The organism is Corynebacterium dentalis (assembly GCF_900232865.1).
Lineage (GTDB): Bacteria > Actinomycetota > Actinomycetes > Mycobacteriales > Mycobacteriaceae > Corynebacterium > Corynebacterium dentalis.
On the sequence record NZ_OCTS01000006.1, the window covers coordinates 56,093 to 77,350 of the forward strand.

The window sequence follows — 21,258 nt, forward strand, 5'->3', positions numbered from 1 at the left end:
CTATGGGGTATTGTCCAGGGGTTGATACGGATCGCTGCCGAGGTAATCAGAATTATTGTCCCCGGGAGGAGGGTCACTGAGCATCAGGGACACGTTTTCCTGGTGCAGGGGAAGACGGATGGTGAAGACCGATCCGGCACCGGGGCCAGGAGAGGTGGCGGTGAGAGTGCCGCCGTGGGCCTCGATCAATGCCTTGGAGATGGTCAGACCGATACCGGCCCCGCCGTTGTCCCGGCTGCGGGCGGCATCCCCCCGGTAGAAGCGTTCGAAGATGTGTCCGAGCTGGCCAGGTGGGATGCCCTCGCCGTCATCGGCGACGTGGATGAGCGCGGTAGACGCCCCCTGTCGGTGGACGCTGATCCGGACCTGCCCGCCGGCCGGGGTGTGCCGTAGCGCGTTCGACAGGAGATTGCTCATCACCTGGCCGAAGCGTTGCCGGTCCACGAGCACCCGGGCGGTGTCCGTAATGGTCTCGACCTGTAAATCGACGCCTTTGTCAGCATAAGCTTCCCCCGCGGCAGCAGCGGCGGTATGGAGCAGATCCCCGAGCCCTTCCTCCGCCAGGTCCAAATCGATCCGGTGTTCCTGGGCCCGGGAGACATCGTCGATGCTTTCCATCAACCGGGTCAGGCGGGTGAGTTGGTCAGCCATGATCGTGTGGGGGGCATTATTCCAGTCCACGACCCCGTCCTGGAGACCATCGAGGTAGACCGTGAGCACCGATAAGGGGGTGCCCATTTCGTGGGCCAGATCAGAGAGCATCTGGCGGCGGACCTGTTCGGTGTGTTCCAGCCGGTCGGCCATGGTGTTGAAGGCATGCGCCAGGGTGGTGACCTCGGGGCCTGCTTCTCCGGCGGGCACGCGGATACGGTAGTTGCCGGCCGTCAGGCTGGTAGCGGCGCGGGTGAGCTCCTGCAGGGGGGTGCGCAGGCGACGCGATAACCACAGGCTGGCCAGCAGGGCGCTGATCAAGGCGGTGGGCAGGGCGACGGCCAGGGTGATCAGGTTGGCGTCCCGGTAGGCCTGCTCGGCATGGAACAGCTCCAGCGAGGGGTCCTCCCGGCCGGTCATCAACATATGATCATGGAACAGGGTCGGGCCCACCATCGTGGCCACGGCCGCGGCCACCAGCAGGCTAATCACCACGACCAACACCTGGGCGGCCAGGAAGCGGAAGGTCAGGCCGGGTCCGTGATTCATGGCTGCCCCACCCGGTAGCCCACGCCACGCACGGTGTCGATAAACCCCCGGCCCCGGGTGTCGGTGCCAAGCTTGCGACGCAAGTTGCCGATGTGGACATCGACGATGCGTTCATCACCGACCCAGGTGGTGTCCCAAACCTCGGTGACCAGGTCGTGGCGGGTCAGCACCTGGCCGGGGCGCAGGGCCAGGGCAACCAGCAGCTCGAACTCCGTGCGGGTGAGCTCCACGGTCGTCTCCCCCACCCGCACCTGTTGGGCGACGGGGTCAAGGATGAGGTCACCAACGATCAAGGGGGTGGTCACCTGCGGTGGGGTGGTGCTGGTGCGCGGGCGGCGCAGCACCGCATGCACCCGGGTCACCAGTTCCCGGATGCTAAAAGGTTTGGTGATGTAGTCATCCGCCCCCAGGGTCAAACCGCTGATCTTGTCGTCCTCGCTGCCACGCGCGGTGAGCATGAGGATGTAGCAGTCCGAGAAGGTGCGGATCCGTCGGCACACCTCCAGGCCGTCGAGTTCGGGCAGCCCCAGATCCAGCACCACAACATCGGGGGAAAAGCGACGGGCCTCGTCCACGGCCTGGGTGCCGGTGTGCGCCTGGCGGGTATCGAAGCCGGCCCGGATGAGGTAGGAGGCCACCATCTGAGCCAGGGGTTGTTCATCATCGACGACCAGCACCCGCCCCGGGGGCGTGGCGGTGGTCGGTGTGCGGTCAGCCATAGACCCCAGTATCGCTCCGGCCAGGGAAGAATACCACCCTCGCTCAGTGCCCGGCGGGGAAACCTTCATCAAATCTTCAAACATCACCCTTCGACCGCCGTCACCCCTGTGCCCCACCCCGGGCCGGCGGCATCGCCTCCCCTGGTCAGTTCAGCAGGCGCCACCAGGGATTTCACTGCCTGCACCGCATACCCGGGTCGGGTAGAAGGACATCGCCCACGGCTGTGGGGTGGTGTCCCGGTGGTGACCCAGCCCACCGGAGTCACCCCCTTTTCGCCCTGTTATAAGGCTGTGAGCAGGGTTTTTGATTTCTGGGCCGTCAGGCACCCGTGCTAGATAAAGGTATGGCATCGACCTTGAGGCGGTGTCTTCTCACGGTCTTACCACGATCCAAGGAGATTGACGTGAAACGAGCAGCGATCGCAGCCGCCGCCCTTGCCCTCGCCCTCACGGGGTGTTCGGCCGCCGACCCGGAACCCACCGCCGACGGGACGGTGTCCCAGGATACATTCCTGACTACCCATGGCCTGGCCGCCATGGACGCGGTGGAGATCATTGATCACCTCGACCGGCAGAAGGTCACTGAGCGTCCCACGGATCTGATCGCCTCCGTGCGTGCCGATGAACTGCTGCTCTCGAGCGATGACCAGGAAGTCGTGGTCGATCTTCCCGACAATCAGACGTATGTCTCGATCGCACCCTATCTCACCTCCACCCACGACTGCTTCTACCACAGCCTCACGACCTGCCTGGGGGAACTCGACAATGAGGATATCCAGGTCACGATCACCGATGAGGCGACCGGTGAGGTGCTGGTGGACGAGGCGACAACCACCTTCGACAACGGGTTTATTGGCTTCTGGCTTCCCGATGATGCCACCGGCCTGATTGAGGTCAGCTACCAGGGGCGTACCGGCACCACGGAGTTTTCCACCACCGACGACGGTGCCACCTGTGTCACAGACCTGCGCCTGACGTGATGGCTCAGCAGGGTCCTCACCTGCGCCTGTCTCCCGTGTCACTGAAATCTTGCACCAAGGAAGGTTAAATCATGACGAACGCGTTTTCCCGACGACAGTTTCTGCTCGGCGGGCTCGTCCTCGCCAGCACCGGGGCCGTGGCCGCCTGCACCAGCGACCCTGGACCCGCTGCCTCGGCACCAGGTCCCTCCCTTCGCCCCACTCCCACCCCCACTGCGCTCGGTGAGCCGACGGTGCGCCGGACACTGACCGCCCGGCCCCTCTCTCTGGATATCGGCGGCATCGAAGCCAAGACGTGGGGATACGTCTCTGACACCGGGGATGCGGCCATTGAGGCCACCGCCGGCGACGTCCTCCAGGTCGATATCACCAATGAACTGCCTGAGAGCACCTCCATCCACTGGCATGGCATCGCACTCCACAACGCAGCCGACGGTGTGCCCGGCATGACCCAGGACCCCATTGAACCTGGCGAGTCTTTCTCCTATGTTTTTGAAGTCCCCCACGGTGGCACCTACTTCTACCATTCCCACACCGGCCTGCAGCTTGATCGCAGCCTCCACGCCCCACTGATCATCCGTGACCCGCAAGACGCTGAGGACCAGGACGTCGAGTGGACCATCGTGCTCGACGACTGGGTCGATGGCATTCATGGCACTCCCGACGATGAGCTCGACAAGCTCACCGGAATGGGCTCGGACGACCATAACGGGAGGATGGGAATGGGAGGTCACGGCCAGATGATGCACGGCACCCCGGACCGGGTACTGGGCGGAGATGTCGGCGATGTGATGTATCCGCACTACCTCATCAACGGACGTATCCCCCGTGCTCACCGGACCTTCGAAGCCCGCCCGGGCGACAAGGCCCGCCTGCGGTTTATCAACTCCGGCGGTGACACCATCTTCAAGGTGGCCCTCGGTGGCCACCGCATGACCGTGACCCACACCGACGGCTTCCCTGTCCAGCCCTGGGAGACCGAATCGATCTACCTGTCGATGGGCGAGCGTGTCGACGTCGAGGTCATCCTCGGCGACGGCATCTTCCCGCTCACGGCTTTGGCGGTGGGTAAGGACGACCGCGCCTTCGCCGTCATCCGCACCGCCGGCGGCCAGGCCCCCCGCCCCGATGTCGACTTCCCCGAGTTGTCGTCCACCGGACTGCTTCTGTCCTCCCTGAAGCCAGCAGACCGTGCACTCCTGCCCGAGGGCACACCAGACCGAGAAGTCAGCATCGACCTGGGCGGGCAGATGATGCCGTATGAATGGAGCATTCTCACCGACGGCCAATCCTCCTCCGCGACCGTGCAGGAGGGCCAGCGCCTGCGGATGGTCATGCGCAACAGGACCATGATGCCCCATCCCATGCACATCCACGGCCACACCTGGGCGCTACCCGGCAGCGGCGGGCTACGCAAGGACACCGTCCTTCTCCGCCACGGTGAAACCATGATCGCCGACCTGATCGCTGACAACCCCGGTGAGTGGGCATTTCACTGCCATAACGCCTATCACATGGAAACCGGGATGGTCAGCTCGCTTCGCTACGAGTAACCCCCACAGCAGGGTTGAGTGCCGAGGTGGGCAGAGTCGCTGCAGACCACCCACCGGGCAGCACGATGACCTTCCTCGGTGTTGTGGTCTTCCGGGACAACCAGAACACCGTCTTCTTCCCCACCGCCCCGGAATAAGGAGATCTAATCCATGCCGAGCACACCCCGCAGAACCGCCATCGCGGTTGCCGCGGTGCTCACCGCCGTGACCCTGGTGGCCTATTTCCTCCCCGATTCCCCGGAGGAGATAGCTGGGTAGCAATGGTGAGGTGACTGTACGACGGCCTACAGTGCATTGCGTCGCGAAACTGGCGTATTGCCTACATGCAAGCGCGCAGCCATTGGGGCTGTATAGTCAGCTGGCCTAGTAGCACTTCATCAAGTGGGCCTCGCCCGGTAGCAGTAGCACTCTTATAAACCTCAGATAGTTTTAATTTACTAATCCATTAAAGTGGAGAAGGTGACCTCGCGGCCGGGGAGCACATCGTAGACATAGTGCTCCCACTTTGGCTCCTGTAAGAGATCAAGCTTCTCGTATGAGAGTTTAATCACTGCAGGAAGCGGAGTATTCAGGCTTTTAATATTCCAGATCTTCTCCTCGGCTTTATCGGGCAGAATGACCTCTTCGCGGGTGATCGGCTGCGCCATGACTCCGTTTTGGTCCACAAGGAAAAACTCATCCTTGCCCTGTGGGTAAATGACCAAGTAGCAGGTGGACTGCTCTGCTCCCGGCACCGTCCTCTTTCGGTTGCTAGTCCGGAAGTATGACAGCGCGCTCCCCCACCTCCGAAAAATTCTGAGTCGAAAGTTCACATCGGTCAGGCTAGTTTCGTAGCTAGAGAACTGTTCGTCCCAGCCACCTCGAGCCTCAAGACCTATTTGTCCGAGAAGAGCAAGCGCAGTAATAGGCCGTGTTGTCCTGGCTGTAAAGACTTGATCAGCGAGAAACTCCACCAGATCATTAACTGTCTCCACGCAGGTACGTAGTTCACTTGAGGTAGGAATATACCCATCATGGATAGCCTGATTTCGCAGATCAGCGACGTAGGTGATCCACCTGTCAATGACCTCGGGTGTGTTACGCCCCCACCCGGAATTTGAGTAGAGACTCCCTAGTTCGTTCTTGACGAGATCGACAATGCCTCGGGGGCTGCCTCGTTTGGTTAGAAATTTCCTTGCTGTCTCTTCTGGGCGCAGATTCTGCTCCCAAAGGGTATGTTGTAGAAGCTCATCTAACAGGGACTCACAAGCAGAGGCATACAGGATGATTGCGGTCCGGTAGTTTCCTTCCTGGGAAAAGCTCAGATCAGCCTCGCGGCGGAAGTCACCGTAGGTAGTGAACGGTCCCGTGGTGGAGAGATTTACCAGTGCGGCATCAATCCAGGTATTTTGTTGGTCGTGATCGTGAGTGCCATCAGGCGCAATCGGGATGTTCCAGTTGACGTTGAAGACGCTGAGATCTTCTACGTCTGGTAGCGCATTCTTATTGATCATCTCCCATGGTTTGGTGGCAGAGATTGTGATCGGAATCGTCGGGGGGAGCGATTCCCTCGCTACCAGCCTAAGCGGTTTTTCCAGGGCCATTGCGATTGCGCGGAGAAGAATATTTTGCTCCGAGACTGCATAGTCGAAGGCTCTAGTTAGCTCGTCTGGTGCGTCATCGTTCAGATTCTGCCCAGAAGTTAAGGGCTCGTAATCCAACCCCACCATGGATTCAACGACCGTCTGGTGGGAAGTGCGCAGAATGGCAGGAGGACTTTCCCGGGGCTGGGTGTTTGTCCTCTTGGCAGCGATCTCGAAACCAGCTTCCATCGGAGGGTGCGGAGACCCCTCAAGCACACGCTGATGGAAGATGAAGTGGGCGCTGTCTGTGGTCGGGGCGGCAACCCCTTCCTCTGTTTCATACTGACCAGATGGATATTTGGTCTTATTGAAGCCATCAGGTACTTGGAGCGACCAGCCAAGCGGGATAAAAAAGTGCACTGTTGAGCCCATGATTATCAACCTCTCTCATTGGAGTCGCCGTCAGTCCCGTTTACTGCTGAGTGGTCTTCCGTCGACTCCCCGTTCCAGGCGTCGAGGATTTCTCTGTGCAACCGAGCTAGGACCCCAAGCATGTGACGCCCGGTGTCAATATCTTTGTCCGTCTCTGAGTTATGAATCTCTATAGGGACGATAGTGCCTACTAAAGAGAGCAAGAATGTGGATCCGAAAATGGCCGGAAACGCGAGGCCATCAATGGTCGCTCCACCGTTGTACCCGATAGTACCCATTCCATCTAACTTTCCTGCGTTAGCTAAGCCAGCAGAGCTGGCATGCAGGTGTTCGCTCGCGATTCTGTAGTAGGCGTTTAGGCTTGGCATCACGAGCTTGTTAAGGTCCATGAATGAGGGTGTCTTCTTGGGAAACAGAGGGGCCGCCCATCCCCAAGATGTCGAAAACACTTTCCCATATGTACCGATAAGCTCCCTCTGTCGTGAATCGAGGGCGTCAAGAATCTCAGTGTTGATAGTCTCATCGATACCCGGAGTTCCAGTACTGATCAGGTCCCTGGCGGCTCCTTTAAGGAACACTTCCTGATGAAGAAGGTATCGTTCCACGAGGTCAGGGTAGTTTGACACAGGTGAGCCGTATTCCCAGAGGACCCTCGCAACAATATAGAGCTCGTGGAGAGCGAACACGGGTAAATGCGCCCTGAGGGTAGCCACCTCGCAGTAACCAGGACACTTCGTTGAAGGCGAGCAACGCCCTCGCTGCGAGCCCGGTCAAGGTAGTGAATAAGGCAGCATAGGCATCGTCTTCTGGGTCATCCTCGAGGTGCTCGTGAAGGATTTCGGATCCCCAGTTAACGGCTTCCATGGCGCTTCTCCACAAAAGGTCCATTAGGTCGAGCGCATGGCCGTGCTGTTCGGCGATGTGTGCTTCGGCACGCTGTTCATTCTTGTGATTGAACAGTTCCACGTAAAGATTTGCGGCCTCTTCCGCGCGATCCTGAGCCGGGACGTCGAACATAAGAGGATCGAAATTGAGCATGAAGGACATGCCAGGGCTAGGGCGGAATTAGTCACCTGCGTTGATGAGAGTCAGGAGGTAACCATTGATGGTCACGTTGATCGTGACCAGCTGACCAGCGAATTCTTTTGGAAATCTGGGAGATGTGTCTCTGGGTAGCGAGCCTCGAATACCGAGCTGACCTCGAAGCCGGCGGCACCGAAGGCTTCTTCTTAGAGTGCAGCGACGGCCTCTGCGCTGCGGTTGCACCTAATGCTGGGAACGAGCTTCTGCATGTTATTCGTGGGGTCGAGCATAGGTGGATTTGGCAGGAAGCGAATCGACTGCGTGGCCGTATGCATGTATGCGAGGTGGGGTGGTGTGCCTGAGGTGACCTTCCGTCGCCTAGTTGGCTCCCACGCACATGGATCCCCCAGAAGCGCCACACTACTTTCTGCGACCTGTGGAAATGAAAATCACATGGCAGCTTTGGGGGATCCTTGTGCAAAAACCGCCTGCGGAATACAGGCGGCTCTTGATGAAAAAGTGTGCCCCAGGTGAGACTCGAACTCACACTGTATGGGTTTTGAATCCATTGCCTCTGCCAATTGGGCTACTGGGGCGCTAACGCTTGTAACAGCCTATTGCACCGCCATAGGAAGTTACAAAACACCAGCTAGGAGGCTAAGCCAGCACCTCGTCGGGATCCACGATTTCAATCTTCATTCCGTTCCTCACCAGACGGTCTTGGAACTCACCAATCATCCGCTTGCCCACGCTGTTGATCTCATCAACCTTCTCCAGATCCACGGTCACGTTTTCAGACTCGAAGTCATGCTCCTGGATGGTGCGCCAGATTTTCTCGCACGCGTTGAAATCGATATCGCCCTGCAGGCGGATGACAGTTCGCTTGCCTTGAGAACCCCCCGAAGCCTGATCATCTTTCATGATCGAAATACTGCGCACGGCACCCCGGCCCTGCTTTTCCGGCGCCATCAGATGCAGCCCCATGTCGCGATCCAAGTATTCGAAGACGCGCTTGGCACGCACACTATTGCCTGCCTCGTCCAACTTGGGAGAAAACGCAGCAATGCCCAGACGACCAGGTAGCGTGCCGATAATCCCTCCGGACACCCCAGACTTCGCTGGCAAGCCGACGGATGCCATCCACCGTCCGGCAGCGTTGTACATGCCAGCACTAGCCATGACCGCCTGTACTTGGATCGCAACTCGCCGGCTGCACACCTGCTTGTGCGTCCTAGGCTGAACTCCCCCATTAGCCAACGTCGCGGCCATCATGGCCAAGTCGGACACAGTGACCATTATGGAGCACTGCTTGACGTAGCTGACAATCGCGTCTTCTGCAGAATCCTGAATCATCCCGTAGCTGCGGAGCATGTAGGCCAGCGACATATTTCGGTCTGAAGTCTCAAGCTCGGAATCACAGGTATCGCTATCAATCCGGAGCTGCCGCCCGGCCAGATCTGAGAAGAATTCGAGGATCTTATTCACTCGGTCCTCCACAGACGACTCTTCACCATTGATCAGCTGGTTCACCGTGATCGCACCCGCGTTGATCATCGGGTTCATGGGCCGCTTGGTCGCCTTATCCAAGCTCAGCTCGTTGAATGCCTCGCCGGAAGGCTCCACGCCAACAAAGCGTGCAACTTCCTCCAGCCCCTCTTCTTTCAGGGCCAAGGCATAGGCGAAAGGCTTAGACAATGACTGGATGGTGAATTCTCGCTCCGAGTCCCCCTCTCGGAGACCCTCGGCGTACACCTGCCCCTCATTGGTACAGAAAGCAACCGCAAAAGGCTCCGGATCTGCCGCCGCGAGCTCTGGGATATATGCAGCTACCTCCCCTTCGCTATTGTCCTGCAACTTCTCCAATAGCTCTTGGAGGTAATCACCGATTACATCGTCTTTCATTCCACTGCCCCTTCTAACGTCAATAGCACTGCCTTATTCTCCACGCCGCCACCGTAGTTACCTATTCCGCCACTAGTTGGGAGCACCCGATGGCACGGCACAATGATGCTCACGGGGTTCCGCCCCACAGCTGTACCAACCGCCCGGGAGGCCCCCTCGTTGTGCAACGCTGCGGCAATCTCCCCGTAGGTCACGGTCTGCCCCGCCGGAATCTTCTCCAGCTCGGACCACACAGACTTCTGCCACTGCGTGCCCCGCAACTCATACGCAACAGTGAAAACCTCACGTTTGCCCGCAAAGTATTCATCGAGTTCGGACTGGAGTTGAACCCACAGCGGGACAGAGGTGGCGTCGTCAAAAAAAGAAGATTCAGAAGGCGCCAACGGTTGGCCTGCAAACCACAGCCCCACGAGCACTTCCCCATCCCTTTCCGCGATGATTTTTCCACGCGGGGAGTTGAGCAGGGCGAGGTGAGTATTATTCATAAGCTCCTATATACTTTCCGCATGATAAACAGCGTTTCCCGCCGCATGCTGAAGGCGACCATCGCTTTGAGCCTAACCACGGTGCTGGCCGCGTGTGTAACCAATGAGGAACTCGGCAATCCGGAGGGATGGGAAAAGGTCCAGCCCGCAAAAAATGAGGCGCTGGCGAAGCTCGTCCCCGCACCCATCGCGCAGCGCGGAACCCTCGCCGTGGGTGCCAACACCCCGTATGCCCCGGCGCAGTTTAAGAACTCCCAAGGCCAGATCATTGGCTACGAAGTAGACCTCATTAGTGCCGCCGCGGCTGTTCTCGGACTCAAGGTGGACATGCGGCAGATGGATTTCAACCTCATCCTCCCCTCCATCTCTGGAGGCACGGTGGACGTGGGCGCCTCGTCGTTTACGGATACCGAGGAGCGCCAGGAAAACTACGACTTCGTGGACTTTTTCAATGCTGGAGTCTCCTGGGCCACCCAGCCGGGACGCGAGGGTAGCATCGATCCGGACAACGCCTGTGGCTTGACCGTCGCTGTGCAAAAGGGAACCTATTCCGAAACTGACGAAGTCCAAGGCAAGTCCGAGCAGTGCGTGGCTGAGGGCAAGCCCGCGATCAACAAGATGGTCTTCGCCACCGCGGACTCCGCCGCCACCGCCACGATCCTGAAGAAGGCGGATGCGTACTCTTCGGACTCGCCGGTGATCTCCTACGCCGTGGAGCGCTCAGACGACAAGCTTGCGCAGATCGGCGAGGCCTTTGACACCGCCCCCTTCGGCTGGGCAGTCAAGAAGCAGTCCGAGCTGGGATCAGCGTTGACGGCCGCTCTACAGGAGCTTCTGGAATCCGGCGACTACCAAAAGATCCTCCAACCGTGGGGGCTCAAAGAGGGTGCCATCGATACCGTGACCTTCAACTTGGGCCCTGTGCCGAACACCAGCGGTAGCCGCGGCGCGCAAGCCCGTCGCCCTGCTACACCACCTCGACCAGGCTTCCTCCGCAGCGCTGCCGCAGCATCTCGCGGTACGTCACGCCGCACCCGCCGCACGTCCGGTTCTCTACTGACCATGCAAAGGACTCACGCATGACCTCCTCACCCGACACCTCCTCAGCCGCGGCCACCCCGGCTACAAAGCGCCGCCCCAAGGAAAACCAAGCCATCCCGCTGCGCCATCCTGGCCGTTGGATCTTTGCCTCGGTGGTTCTTGTGTTGCTGGGAATTTTTCTTTTCGATGCCGCCAGCCGCGAGGCCTATCACTGGGATACCTACTTCAAGTACATCCTGGACACTCGCATTGCCGTGGCCGCTCTGCACACCATCGCTTTGACCATCCTGGCCATGGTGCTGGGAGTGGTGCTGGGCTCGATCGTCGCCGTTCTGCGCATGTCCCCCAACCCGGTGCTGCAGGGAGTGTCCTGGCTGTACCTGTGGATATTCCGCGGCACGCCGGTGTACGTGCAGCTGGTGTTCTGGGGTCTACTGGGCGCTGTCTACCAGGTGGTGAACTTGGGCGTGACTGAGGTGGACTTGCAGGATGTTCTTCAGAATGCTTTCTTGCTGGCCGTCTTGGGCTTGGGCCTCAACGAAGCTGCCTACATGGCCGAAATCGTCCGCGCCGGAATCCAAGCCGTTCCGGAAGGCCAATCCGAGGCCTCCAAGGCGCTGGGCATGACGTGGTGGCAGAACATGCGCCGTACCGTATTGCCGCAGGCCATGCGTATCATCATTCCACCCACGGGCAACGAGCTGATTTCCTTGCTGAAGACCACCTCGCTAGTCATCGCTATCCCTTACACCGGCGAGCTCTATGGACGCAGCACGGATATCTCCAACAGCATCTTCCAGCCCGTGCCACTGCTGATGGTCGCGGCCACGTGGTACCTGCTGATCACCAGCGTTTTGATGGTTGGCCAGCACTACCTGGAGCGCTACTTCTCCCGTGGTTCTTCCCGCCAGCTGTCCGCCCGTCAGCTTGCTGTTTTGACCGACGCCGAGGGTGTGCCACCGCGCAACGTGACCGTCGAAAACAACCAGCGTTCCCACGGACAGTCCTAGACAGAAGCGACAAAGGACAAGCACTGATGACTAACTCTCCACAGCCCACTGTTGCGGGCTCTGCCGTACCCATGATCGCCATCAAGGACATGTGGAAGCGCTATGGTCGCCTCGACGTGCTCAAGGGCATCGACCTCGTGGTGCCTCGCGGCTCGGTGACCTGCTTGATCGGGCCTTCGGGCTCCGGCAAGTCCACCCTGCTGCGCTGCGTCAATCACCTGGAGCAAATCAACTCTGGCCGCGTCGAGGTAGACGGCGAGCTGATTGGTTACAAGGAAAAGGACGGAAAGCTCTACGAGATTTCCGAAAAGGACGCGGCCAAGCAGCGCTTAGAGATAGGCATGGTGTTCCAACACTTTAATCTGTTCACACACCGCACTGTGCTGGAAAACATCATCGAGGCGCCGATCCAGGTCAAGGGCGAGTCCAAGGCAGAGGCCACTAAGCACGCGCGAGAGCTGCTGGAGCGGGTGGGCTTGGCGTCGAAAGAAAACGCCTACCCCATCCAGCTCTCCGGCGGGCAGCAACAGCGCGTGGCGATTGCCCGCGCGCTGGCGATGCGTCCAAAGCTGATGCTGTTCGACGAGCCCACCTCTGCGCTGGATCCTGAGCTGGTAGGCGAGGTACTGGGCGTGATGCGCAAACTGGCCGACGAGGGCATGACCATGCTGGTGGTCACCCACGAGATGGGCTTTGCGCGCGAAGTCGCCGATACCGTCGTGTTCATGGACGGCGGCGTGGTGGTGGAAAGCGGTCCTGCCGGCGAGGTCATCACAAACCCGCAGCAGGAACGCACGCAGGAATTCCTCTCCAGCCTGCTCTAAAGCTGCGCGAGGAGCTTAGGGCTGCACCTGCACGTGCCACGGCACGCGCGGGGAGCCCGGATCGTCCTGAACCTGTCGCAGCAGTGGCTCCTTGGGGTCCTTCTCTCGCACGGTCAACAACTCTGCGAAGTGCATGGTGAGCCCAGAGATGGAGCCCATGCCGTAGTGGCGAACGTCCACCTTGATTTCCGTACCTTCGGGGGCATCGTCGCTGTCTGGGTCACTTTCTTCACCGAACTGCTCCACCCACGTGGTGACCAATTCGGGATCCGGAACAAGGCCGGTGGTGACGTCCAGATCAGCGTCTAGGTCATCTCCCAGAGCGGCTACGAGGTTGCGGAAATCGTCCTCGATGAACTCCAGCTGGCTAGGTTTCGCGAGAATGCGGAATGTGATGCTTGGCATGCCTCAATTTGTACACCACGGCCCATTGCGCGTTTTCTCCCCGTCCGCATGCCCTCATTTACCGAGCTGCAATTTCTCCTGGGTTATATTTGAGGGGTGATTGGTTCATCTTCGCATTTCCCCGCCCCCGTCCCGCCGCTGACGACACTGCCGGACGGAACGATCAAGCAGGTCAACCCGTTTACGGGCATGGAAGTGTGGACGGTCCCCGGCCGGGCGAACCGCCCGTTGTCTGTCCACACCGTGGAGGCCAAGGAGATCACGGACCGCGATAGCACCTGTGCCTTCGGCAATGACCGCAAGTGGGACACTCCTCCGGAAAAGGCGCGCCTTGTCCTGGATGAGGACGAGAAGCCGCGGATCTTGCGGGGAGTCAAGACCAGCCAGCTGGAGGACACGAATCCCCTGTTCCGCCGGGTTGCCAATCTCTTCGAGATCCTGACCTACGAATACTGGGCGCTGAACTACGGCCACACCATTACCGCCGCAGCCGCGAAGCACAAGGTGGATTACCTCTCGGAAGAAGAGGGCCAGCAGCACGTGGAGCAGATTCTGCGCGTGAAGATGGAAGCCGCTGGGCACTCGCCAGAGGAGATCGACGAGCTCTTCTCCGAGGAGCGCCGCATGCAGACGCTGCAGGAGAAGTCTGACAGCTTGTTCGCGGGTGGCCACGATGTCATCATCGCCCGGGATCACTACGTCCCCGGCGCCACCACGACGGATCAGCTGGCCAGCTCCGGCACGTTGAGCTGGCAGGATCACCGGCACTTCATCGCCTTTACCGTTGATGGCATGGATCAGCTGTACCGTTCCAACCGCTATGCGCGCTACGTTGCGGTGTTCCAGAATTGGCTCGCCCCCGCCGGCGCTAGCTTTGATCACCTGCACAAGCAGCTGGTGGCGATCGATGAGCACGGCCTGCAGAACGAGGTGGAGATCGCCCAGGTTCGCCGCAATGCCAACATGTACAACGAGTGGGCGGTGGATTACGCTTCTCGTTTCAACTTGGTGTTCGCAGAAAATGACCACGCGATTGCCTTCGCTGGGTTCGGCCACCGCTTCCCCACCCTCGAGGTCTTCAGTAAATCCGCCACCACGGAGCCGTGGTTGATGTCCGATGAGGAGCGCGACGGCGTGGCCGACTTGGTGCATGCCTGCCACATCGCCGCTGGTCCGGACGTCCCGTGCAACGAGGAGTGGCTGCACCGTCCCCTGGACGTGGACGTGCCCATGCCGTGGCGCATCGTCATCAAGTGGCGCGTGTCCACGATGGCTGGTTTTGAAGGTGGCACGAAGATCTACATCAACACCATCTCCCCGGGCAATCTCAAGGACCGTGTGCTCCCGGCTCTCATCGAGGCCCGCGAGCAGGGCCGTTTGGCTCCAGGCATTCGCCTCGGCGATGAGTGTAAGTTCGCCCCGAACCAACTGAAGTACAACCCCGCCATCCGCTAAAGTTAGCGTTCCTTAAGATGGAGGCATGTCTGACTCCATCACCGATGCCCCCTCGTCGTCCCCTTCCTCCCTGTCTTTTTCTTCCGACGCCAGCGCCATAGCCGCGTTCGCTTCTGACCACAGCGCGGATCTGAGCTGGCAGCAGGAGTTCTATCGGTGGATGCACAAGCATCCCGAGCTGTCTTTGCACGAGGAGAAGACTGCGGCCTTCATCGCGGAAAAGCTGGAGGATTTCGACTGCGAGGTCACCACTGGGGTGGGCGGCCACGGCGTGGTTGCGGTGTTTAGCAATCCCCCTGCCAGTGGCGAGTCCTCCACCATCTTGATGCGGGCGGATTTCGATGCTCTACCGGTGACGGAGGATACGGGCCTGGAGTGGGTCTCGGAAAATGAGGGTGTGATGCACGCCTGCGGCCACGATGCACACACCAGCGCACTGATGGGGCTGTGCGCCGTCATGGACGAGAGCCGCGATAAGTGGCAGGGAACGTTCATCGCGCTGTTCCAGCCGGCCGAGGAAGTTACCCGCGGCGCGGGCATGATGATCGAGGATGGGCTCAGCGAAGTCATCCCCACCCCAGATCTGTGCCTAGGCCAACACATTGTTCCGGGCAAGGCGGGCACCGTGATGACTGCTCCCGGGCCGGTACTTGCTGCCTGCGATACCATCACCGTCACGCTGCACGGCAAGTCTGCGCACGGTTCTCAGCCGCACGAATCGCTGGATCCCACGTACCTGGCGGCGATGATCGTGGTGCGTTTACAGGGCATCGTGGGCCGCGAAGTCTCCCCAGAGGACTTCGCGGTGATTACCGTGGGAACGTTGAGCTCGGGTCACACCAACAACACCATTCCGGAGACCGCCACCCTGGTGCTGAACTGCCGTTTCTACGACACCTCCGTGCGGGACAAGACATATGCCGCGATCGAGCGTGTGATCAAGGGCGAGTGCATCGCCTCCGGATGCACCAAGGATCCCGTCATCGAGTTCTCCGCTCATGGCGAGCTGACGGACAATTCCCCGTCTGTCTTCGAGGCTGTGCGTCCCGTGTTCGATGCCACGTTCGGCGATGCGTCCATCGACGCAGACCGGTGGACGGCCTCGGAGGACTTCTCGGAGATCCCTCGGCACTTCAACGTGCCCTATCTGTTCTGGACTGTCGGTGCGACAGACCCACAGGTCTGGGCCGATGGAACCGACGTACCTGGCAATCACAGCCCCCAGTTCGCCCCCGCCCGCGGAACTGTGGAAGCTGCCACCACGGCCGCCGTTGCGGCTGTGCTGACATACATGTGGCGCTAACTAAAAAGTTAGCGCCACATCGGAACAGATTCCGGAACTACTTGCTGTGCTCTTGGCCCAGCAAGTGCACCTGAATCATGTTGGTGTTGCCGGCGATTCCTGGAGGGGATCCGGCCACCACGACCATCATGTCGTCATAGTTGTACTCATCCATGGACAGCAGAGCTTCGTCCAAGGAGCGAATCATCTTGTCAGTGCTGGACACGTCCCCCACGAGGAAAGTCTCCGCACCCCAGGTCAGTGCCAGCTGAGAACGCACGGCCTGCGACGGCGTGAACACCAGCAGCGGCAACCGCGAGCGCAAGCGTGCCACGCGCTTGGCCGTATCGCCGGTGGAAGTGAATGCCACCAAAGCGCGCGCGTTCAAGCGCTCGCCGATGTCCTTGGCTGCATAAGAGATCACACCACGACGGGTGCGCGGGCGGTGGCTCAGCGGCGGAACGTCGCCATCGATCTCCGCTGCCGTGACGATGCGAGCCATGGTCTGCACCGTGTTGATTGGGTGCTTGCCCACGGATGTCTCACCGGAGAGCATCACGGCATCCGCTCCGTCCAGCACAGCGTTGGCCACGTCCGATGCTTCTGCACGGGTGGGGCGAGAATTCTCAATCATGGAATCTAGCATCTGGGTGGCCACGATCACCGGCTTGGCGTTCTCACGAGCAATCTGGATGGCCCGCTTCTGCACCAGTGGAACATCCTCCAGTGGAACCTCCACGCCGAGGTCACCGCGTGCCACCATCACGGCGTCGAACGCGAGAATTACCGGCTCCAACGCATCCACGGCTTCCGGCTTCTCCAGCTTGGCGATCACGGGAACGCGGCGGCCAACCTCGTCCATGATCTCGTGGACCAACTCCACATCCGCTGGGGAACGCACGAAGGACAGCGCGATGAAGTCCACGCCCAGACGCAGGGCGAAGCGCAGGTCCGTCTTGTCCTTCTCGCTGAGGGCGGGAACGGAGATGTTCATGCCCGGGAGAGATACGCCCTTGTTGTTGGACACGGGGCCACCTTCGGTGACCTCGCAGACCACGTCGTTGCCGTCTACTTCCTTACAGACCAGGGCGACCTTGCCGTCGTCCACCAGGAGGCGGTCGCCGGGTCGCGCGTCGCGGGCAAGGCCCTTGTAGGTGGTGGACACGCGGTCGTGGGTTCCGTGCACGTCGTCGACGGTAATGCGGACGGTCTCGCCGGTGGCCCAGACAGTGGCGCCTTCGGTGAAACGGCCGAGGCGAATCTTCGGGCCCTGCAGGTCGGCGAGGATGCCTACTGCGTGTCCGGTCTTGTCGGAGGCCTCACGAACCCACTTGTAGTTCTGCTCGTGATCGGCGTGATCGCCGTGTGAGAAGTTGAGGCGAGCGACATCCATTCCGGATTCCACAAGTCCCAAAATATTGTCTTGCGAGGCCACTGCGGGCCCCAGGGTGCACACGATCTTGGTTCTTCTGTTCACCCCATTGAGGATACAGCAGGGCTATTGAGTCTTCAGACCAGTGTCGGGGTCTCGGCGCACCTTGCGGGTGATCGCCACAAATACCGCCACGGCCGCGGCGAATACCACCGCGGAGACCACCACGTTGATGCGCACTTCGCCGAAGATCATCGTGGCGGGATCGGTACGCAGCATCTCGATGAAGAAGCGCCCCAGTGTGTAGCCCGCCACGTAGAGCGCGAAGACTCGACCATGGCTGAGCTTGAAGCGCCTATCCGCCCACACCAGCAGCACGCAGATCAGCAGGTTCCACAGAATTTCGTAGAGGAAGGTGGGTTGCACCACGGCGATGACCTCGCCCGTGGAACGCCCGTTGATGGGTGATTCAACGCCAGCTTCCGTCACCCTGCGGTAGATCTCCAAGGCCCATGGAGAATCCGATGGTCCGCCGTAGAGTTCCTGGTTAAACCAGTTTCCGAGGCGGCCAATAGCCTGCGCCAGAATGATCGTGGGCGCCACGGCATCCGCAAAAGGAGCCAGCGGGACCTTCTTTATCTTGAATAGCAACCATACGGCCAGGGTGCCCAGAATGATTGCTCCCCAAATGCCCAGGCCACCGTTGGTGATCTTGAAAACATCCATGGGGTTTTTGCCGGGCCCGAAGTACCGGTGCCAGTCCGTGATGACGTGGTACAGGCGGCCACCGATGATGCCCGCGGGCACCGCAACCAGCAGCGCATCCACTACGACTTCTGGGTCTCCGCCCCGCTTGGCGTAGCGCGCCCGGGACCAGAAGTAGGCCACCACCACGCCAGTGAGGATGCACAGCGCGTAGGCGCGCAGCGGGATGGGACCCACATGCCACACGCCCTGCGGTGGCGATGGGATGTTGGCAAGAATCATCTGGTCCATGGGTTAGACGTTCCCTCGCACTCCCGCGGCCAACTCTTCTGCCAGCTCGGCCAAGCGACCGTCTTCGGCGGCCTCGATCAGCGCGGAGCCCACGATCACTCCATCGGCGTATTCGGCGATGGAAGCCGCCTGCTCGCCGCTGCGCACTCCCAGCCCCACGGCCACGGGCAGGTCGGTAACTTCGCGAGTGCGAGCCACGAGCTCTTCCGCGGACGAGGCCACGGATTCCTGCGCGCCAGTGACTCCCATGTGGGAGGCCGCGTAGATGAAACCACCGCCCGCGTTGACGGTGGATTCCAGCCGCTGCGGAGTCGTCGACGGCGCCACGAGATAGACCGGATCCAGGTCGTTGGCCTCGCAGGCCTTAGCCCAGCGCTCGGCCTCTTCTGGAAGTAAGTCAGGGATGATACTTCCCAAACCGCCAGCTGCCGCCAGCTCCTCTGCCATCTTCTCCGGCCCGTACTGCAGCACGGGGTTCCAGTAGGTCATGATCACGGCGTTGCCACCAGCCTCGGTGATCTTGCGCACCACTTCGATGGTGTCTTTGACTCGGAAGCCATTTTCCAGCGCCACGTCTGCGGCGTGCTGGATGGTCGGGCCGTCCATCATCGGGTCGGTGAACGGGATGCCCACCTCGATGAGGTCCGCGTGCTGGGCTAGCGTTTCCACCAGCTCGATGGATTCGCTGAGGGTGGGGAATCCTGCGGGCAGGTATCCCACGAAGGCTGCGCGGCCTTCTGCCTTGGCATCCGTAAACACCTTGGCCAATCGTGAACTCTGCGACCGTGCCATTAGTTCTGATCCTCCTTGAGCTTCATCCCGAACCACTTGGCCGCGGAATCCACGTCCTTATCGCCACGACCGGACAAGTTGATGATGATGCGTGCACCTGGTTCGCACTCTGCCACCTTGATGGCCGCTGCCACGCCGTGTGCGGATTCGATCGCGGGGATGATTCCTTCGGTTTCGCACAGCGCCTTGAATGCGTCCATGGCCTCCGTGTCCGTGACCGGCAGGTATTCTGCGCGTCCGGCTTCGTGTAGTGCGGAGTGTTCTGGTCCGACGCCAGGGTAATCCAAGCCTGCAGAGATGGAGTGGGACTCCACGATCTGGCCGTCTTCGTTTTGCATCAGGTCCGCGTAGGAGCCTTGGAAGACTCCCTTGCGACCCACGTTGATGGGGGCTGCGTGGCGGCCGGTCTCTACTCCGTCGCCGGCAGCCTCAGCGCCAATGATCTTCACGCCTTCATCTTCGATGAACGCGTGGAATAGACCGATGGCGTTAGAACCGCCGCCGACACATGCCACCACGGCATCTGGAAGCTGACCAGTTTCCGCTTGGAACTGCTGGCGGGCCTCAACTCCGATTACCCGCTGCAAATCGCGCACCATCTGTGGGAAGGGGTGCGGACCGGCGGCGGTACCGAAGCAGTAGTAGGTGTCATCAGAATTGGAAACCCAAAAGCGCATGGCCTCGTTGATCGCGTCCTTAAGGGTGCGGGAGCCGATGGTGACCACTTCCACCGTGGCACCCAGCAGGCGCATGCGGGCGATGTTGAGTGCCTGTCGCAGTGCGTCCACCTCACCCATGTAAACCTTGCACTCGATGCCCATCAGGGCACAGGCGGTAGCGGTGGCCACGCCGTGCTGGCCGGCTCCGGTTTCCGCAATGACCTGAGTCTTGCCCATGCGCTTAGCCAGCAGAACTTGGCCCAACACATTGTTGATCTTGTGGGAACCGGTGTGGTTGAGATCCTCTCGCTTGAGCCATACGTCCGCGCCGACTCGCTGAGAGAAGCGCTCTGCGTGGTACAGCGGTGAGGGGCGGCCGGAGTACGTGCGGTGCAGTTCATCGAGCTCACGCAGGTAGGCGGGATCCGCCTTCGCTTTGCCCCAGGCATCGGTGATCTCATCGATCACGGCCATCAGGGCTTCTGGAATATAGCGCCCGCCGTAATCGCCCCAGTGTCCCCGCGTATCGGGCTCGTGGTGCGTGGCAGTGGCAAGAATTTCTCCCGCGGTAGGCAGAGCGCCACCCTGCGCATCGGAACGCTTAGCGTGCATGATTTTGTCCTCGCTATTCACCCGCCCTACTTTACCTGCCACCCGGGACAGCGCTCACGCTCGGCTTATCCAGAACCTCGGGGCTAGCACTTCTTCGGGCAGGACGGGTGCTGGCCAGCCACAACCAGCTCGTGGCACTTCTTACCCGGATCCTCGGCAGTCACCAGGCCCTCGCCGATCAAGATGGCATCAGCGCCTGCTCCTGCGTAGGCCAGAAGATCGTGCTTGTTCTGCACGCCGGATTCAGCAATCTTGATGACGTCGTTGGGGAGCCCCGGGGCAATGCGGGAAAATACGCCGTTGTCCACTTCCAGGGTCTTCAGGTTGCGAGCATTCACCCCAATCACCTTGGCGCCGGCCTGCACGGCCCGCTCGGCTTCTTCCTCGGTGTGAACCTCCACCAAGGCGGTCATGCCCAATGATTCCGTGCGATCCAGCAGGCTTTCCAACCGACGCTGATCCAAGGCCGCCACGATCAGCAGGATGACATCCGCGCCGTGGGCTCGGGCCTCGTGAATCTGGTACGGATTCACCATGAAATCCTTACGCAGCAGAGGGATTTCGACGTTGCGTCGAACAGCATCAAAATCAGCCAGAGACCCCTTGAACCGGCGCTGCTCTGTCAAACAACTGATGACCGATGCCCCAGCTTCCTCGTAGGCAGCGGCCAGCACTTCTGGCTCGGGAATGTCAGCCAGATCGCCCTTGGAGGGGCTGGCACGCTTGACCTCAGCGATGACAGACACGCACTTGTTGGCCAGCGCGGCATAAGCATCGATGGCTGGTGGCGCGTCGTTGGACTGTGCCTTAATCTCCTTGTACGGAATCTGGGCTTCACGGACAGCCTGGTCTTCCAGCACACCCGCGATGATTTGATCAAGAACGCTAGGGGTTGGTGAGGTCATGAACTGTTCCAATCTGTTGAGCAGCTCCGTGGTGCGAAGTCTGGCCTCT

Annotated in this window: 20 protein-coding genes and 1 tRNA gene; 8 read left to right on the forward strand and 13 right to left on the reverse strand. The window is 60.4% G+C overall.

From position 1 onward, the window contains the following. Nucleotides 1-1,200 carry a two-component system sensor histidine kinase CopS gene (gene copS / locus CS919_RS07580; protein WP_099298898.1) on the reverse strand — a complete coding sequence of 400 codons (1,200 nt, stop codon included), beginning with the start codon at nucleotides 1,198-1,200 and terminating at the stop codon, nucleotides 1-3. Beyond that, nucleotides 1,197-1,919 carry a two-component system response regulator CopR gene (gene copR, locus CS919_RS07585; protein ID WP_099299054.1) on the reverse strand — a complete coding sequence of 241 codons (723 nt, stop codon included), beginning with the start codon at nucleotides 1,917-1,919 and terminating at the stop codon, nucleotides 1,197-1,199. Before copR ends, copS begins: the two co-directional genes overlap by 4 nt. 404 nt (nucleotides 1,920-2,323) lie before the next feature. Between copR and CS919_RS07590 the strand changes: the two genes are divergently transcribed. Both CS919_RS07590 and CS919_RS07595 read left to right on the forward strand, forming a co-directional pair. Continuing rightward, nucleotides 2,324-2,899 (forward strand): CueP family metal-binding protein, encoded by a 576-nt coding sequence (locus CS919_RS07590; RefSeq protein ID WP_075728841.1) that lies wholly within the window; start codon nucleotides 2,324-2,326, stop codon nucleotides 2,897-2,899. Between the two features lie 71 nt (nucleotides 2,900-2,970). After that, a complete protein-coding gene (locus tag CS919_RS07595) occupies nucleotides 2,971-4,452 on the forward strand; it encodes a multicopper oxidase family protein (protein WP_099298899.1) in 1,482 nt (493 codons plus the stop codon). A 437-nt stretch (nucleotides 4,453-4,889) separates the two neighbouring features. Here CS919_RS07595 and CS919_RS10775 read toward each other — a convergent pair whose 3' ends face one another. After that, nucleotides 4,890-6,446 carry a hypothetical protein gene (locus tag CS919_RS10775; RefSeq protein WP_200818359.1) on the reverse strand — a complete coding sequence of 519 codons (1,557 nt, stop codon included), beginning with the start codon at nucleotides 6,444-6,446 and terminating at the stop codon, nucleotides 4,890-4,892. A gap of 5 nt (nucleotides 6,447-6,451) precedes the next feature. After that, nucleotides 6,452-7,132, reverse strand: coding sequence for a DUF5677 domain-containing protein (locus CS919_RS10875; RefSeq protein WP_234990867.1), 681 nt, complete (start codon nucleotides 7,130-7,132; stop codon nucleotides 6,452-6,454). A gap of 214 nt (nucleotides 7,133-7,346) precedes the next feature. On the opposite strand from CS919_RS10875, the gene CS919_RS07610 reads away from it, so the two are divergent. Next, entirely contained in the window at nucleotides 7,347-7,622 is a 276-nt protein-coding gene (locus tag CS919_RS07610) for a hypothetical protein (protein WP_099298900.1), read from the forward strand. Nucleotides 7,623-7,991: 369 nt separating this feature from the next. Here CS919_RS07610 and CS919_RS07615 read toward each other — a convergent pair. The 3 genes from CS919_RS07615 to CS919_RS07625 form a co-directional block, all read right to left on the reverse strand. After that, nucleotides 7,992-8,065, reverse strand: a tRNA-Leu gene (locus CS919_RS07615). 61 nt (nucleotides 8,066-8,126) lie between these two features. Then, nucleotides 8,127-9,371, reverse strand: a complete 1,245-nt coding sequence (locus CS919_RS07620; protein WP_099298901.1) for a glutaminase — start codon at nucleotides 9,369-9,371, stop codon at nucleotides 8,127-8,129. Continuing rightward, complete coding sequence (locus CS919_RS07625; RefSeq protein WP_099298902.1) at nucleotides 9,368-9,856, reverse strand: methylated-DNA--[protein]-cysteine S-methyltransferase; 489 nt, start codon at nucleotides 9,854-9,856, stop codon at nucleotides 9,368-9,370. The genes CS919_RS07620 and CS919_RS07625 overlap by 4 nt, the downstream gene beginning before the upstream one ends. A gap of 21 nt (nucleotides 9,857-9,877) precedes the next feature. Here CS919_RS07625 and CS919_RS07630 point away from each other — a divergent pair, with 21 nt between their 5' ends. The 3 genes from CS919_RS07630 to CS919_RS07640 are packed head-to-tail and all read left to right on the forward strand — an operon-like array spanning nucleotide 9,878 to nucleotide 12,731. Next, entirely contained in the window at nucleotides 9,878-10,939 is a 1,062-nt protein-coding gene (locus CS919_RS07630; RefSeq protein WP_099298903.1) for an ABC transporter substrate-binding protein, read from the forward strand. Then, nucleotides 10,936-11,907: an amino acid ABC transporter permease gene (locus tag CS919_RS07635; protein ID WP_099298904.1), complete on the forward strand. Its 972-nt coding sequence runs from the start codon at nucleotides 10,936-10,938 to the stop codon at nucleotides 11,905-11,907. Before CS919_RS07630 ends, CS919_RS07635 begins: the two co-directional genes overlap by 4 nt. A gap of 26 nt (nucleotides 11,908-11,933) precedes the next feature. Continuing rightward, complete coding sequence (locus CS919_RS07640; RefSeq protein WP_099298905.1) at nucleotides 11,934-12,731, forward strand: amino acid ABC transporter ATP-binding protein; 798 nt, start codon at nucleotides 11,934-11,936, stop codon at nucleotides 12,729-12,731. A gap of 15 nt (nucleotides 12,732-12,746) precedes the next feature. Here the strand turns inward: CS919_RS07640 and CS919_RS07645 are convergent, their stop codons facing one another. Further along, on the reverse strand, nucleotides 12,747-13,136 hold the full coding sequence (locus CS919_RS07645; protein ID WP_099298906.1) for a hypothetical protein: 390 nt from the start codon (nucleotides 13,134-13,136) through the stop codon (nucleotides 12,747-12,749). 96 nt (nucleotides 13,137-13,232) lie between these two features. On the opposite strand from CS919_RS07645, the gene CS919_RS07650 reads away from it, so the two are divergent. Further along, the gene (locus tag CS919_RS07650) at nucleotides 13,233-14,591 is read left to right on the forward strand and encodes a DUF4921 family protein (RefSeq protein ID WP_099298907.1); all 1,359 of its coding nucleotides are present in this window, start codon (nucleotides 13,233-13,235) and stop codon (nucleotides 14,589-14,591) included. A 25-nt stretch (nucleotides 14,592-14,616) separates the two neighbouring features. Next, nucleotides 14,617-15,894: an amidohydrolase gene (locus CS919_RS07655; protein ID WP_099298908.1), complete on the forward strand. Its 1,278-nt coding sequence runs from the start codon at nucleotides 14,617-14,619 to the stop codon at nucleotides 15,892-15,894. Nucleotides 15,895-15,931: 37 nt separating this feature from the next. Here the strand turns inward: CS919_RS07655 and pyk are convergent, their stop codons facing one another. The 5 genes from pyk to trpC all read right to left on the reverse strand — a co-directional run bounded on the left by pyk (nucleotide 15,932) and on the right by trpC (nucleotide 21,209). Then, the gene (gene pyk, locus CS919_RS07660; protein ID WP_099298909.1) at nucleotides 15,932-17,350 is read right to left on the reverse strand and encodes a pyruvate kinase; all 1,419 of its coding nucleotides are present in this window, start codon (nucleotides 17,348-17,350) and stop codon (nucleotides 15,932-15,934) included. Nucleotides 17,351-17,371: 21 nt separating this feature from the next. After that, the gene (lgt, locus tag CS919_RS07665; RefSeq protein ID WP_099298910.1) at nucleotides 17,372-18,241 is read right to left on the reverse strand and encodes a prolipoprotein diacylglyceryl transferase; all 870 of its coding nucleotides are present in this window, start codon (nucleotides 18,239-18,241) and stop codon (nucleotides 17,372-17,374) included. A 3-nt stretch (nucleotides 18,242-18,244) separates the two neighbouring features. Beyond that, the gene (trpA, locus tag CS919_RS07670; RefSeq protein WP_099298911.1) at nucleotides 18,245-19,033 is read right to left on the reverse strand and encodes a tryptophan synthase subunit alpha; all 789 of its coding nucleotides are present in this window, start codon (nucleotides 19,031-19,033) and stop codon (nucleotides 18,245-18,247) included. Next, a complete protein-coding gene (trpB, locus tag CS919_RS07675; RefSeq protein ID WP_099299056.1) occupies nucleotides 19,033-20,304 on the reverse strand; it encodes a tryptophan synthase subunit beta in 1,272 nt (423 codons plus the stop codon). The genes trpA and trpB overlap by 1 nt, the downstream gene beginning before the upstream one ends. Before the next feature lie 83 nt (nucleotides 20,305-20,387). Continuing rightward, nucleotides 20,388-21,209, reverse strand: a complete 822-nt coding sequence (gene trpC / locus CS919_RS07680) for an indole-3-glycerol phosphate synthase TrpC (RefSeq protein ID WP_099299057.1) — start codon at nucleotides 21,207-21,209, stop codon at nucleotides 20,388-20,390. Between the last annotated feature and the right edge of the window lie 49 nt (nucleotides 21,210-21,258).

Bases quoted from the DNA above. Each gene is read 5' to 3' on its own strand.
- lgt (WP_099298910.1), bottom strand. From the start codon at position 18,241: ATGGACCAGATGATTCTTGCCAACATCCCATCGCCACCGCAGGGCGTG.
- trpA (WP_099298911.1), bottom strand. From the start codon at position 19,033: ATGGCACGGTCGCAGAGTTCACGATTGGCCAAGGTGTTTACGGATGCC.
- CS919_RS07620 (WP_099298901.1), bottom strand. From the start codon at position 9,371: ATGAAAGACGATGTAATCGGTGATTACCTCCAAGAGCTATTGGAGAAG.
- CS919_RS07645 (WP_099298906.1), bottom strand. From the start codon at position 13,136: ATGCCAAGCATCACATTCCGCATTCTCGCGAAACCTAGCCAGCTGGAG.
- CS919_RS07640 (WP_099298905.1), top strand. From the start codon at position 11,934: ATGACTAACTCTCCACAGCCCACTGTTGCGGGCTCTGCCGTACCCATG.
- CS919_RS07635 (WP_099298904.1), top strand. From the start codon at position 10,936: ATGACCTCCTCACCCGACACCTCCTCAGCCGCGGCCACCCCGGCTACA.
- trpC (WP_099299057.1), bottom strand. From the start codon at position 21,209: ATGACCTCACCAACCCCTAGCGTTCTTGATCAAATCATCGCGGGTGTG.
- copR (WP_099299054.1), bottom strand. From the start codon at position 1,919: ATGGCTGACCGCACACCGACCACCGCCACGCCCCCGGGGCGGGTGCTG.
- CS919_RS07595 (WP_099298899.1), top strand. From the start codon at position 2,971: ATGACGAACGCGTTTTCCCGACGACAGTTTCTGCTCGGCGGGCTCGTC.
- copS (WP_099298898.1), bottom strand. From the start codon at position 1,200: ATGAATCACGGACCCGGCCTGACCTTCCGCTTCCTGGCCGCCCAGGTG.
- CS919_RS07625 (WP_099298902.1), bottom strand. From the start codon at position 9,856: ATGAATAATACTCACCTCGCCCTGCTCAACTCCCCGCGTGGAAAAATC.
- CS919_RS07655 (WP_099298908.1), top strand. From the start codon at position 14,617: ATGTCTGACTCCATCACCGATGCCCCCTCGTCGTCCCCTTCCTCCCTG.
- CS919_RS10775 (WP_200818359.1), bottom strand. From the start codon at position 6,446: ATGGGCTCAACAGTGCACTTTTTTATCCCGCTTGGCTGGTCGCTCCAA.
- CS919_RS07610 (WP_099298900.1), top strand. From the start codon at position 7,347: ATGGCCGTGCTGTTCGGCGATGTGTGCTTCGGCACGCTGTTCATTCTT.
- CS919_RS07630 (WP_099298903.1), top strand. From the start codon at position 9,878: ATGATAAACAGCGTTTCCCGCCGCATGCTGAAGGCGACCATCGCTTTG.
- trpB (WP_099299056.1), bottom strand. From the start codon at position 20,304: ATGCACGCTAAGCGTTCCGATGCGCAGGGTGGCGCTCTGCCTACCGCG.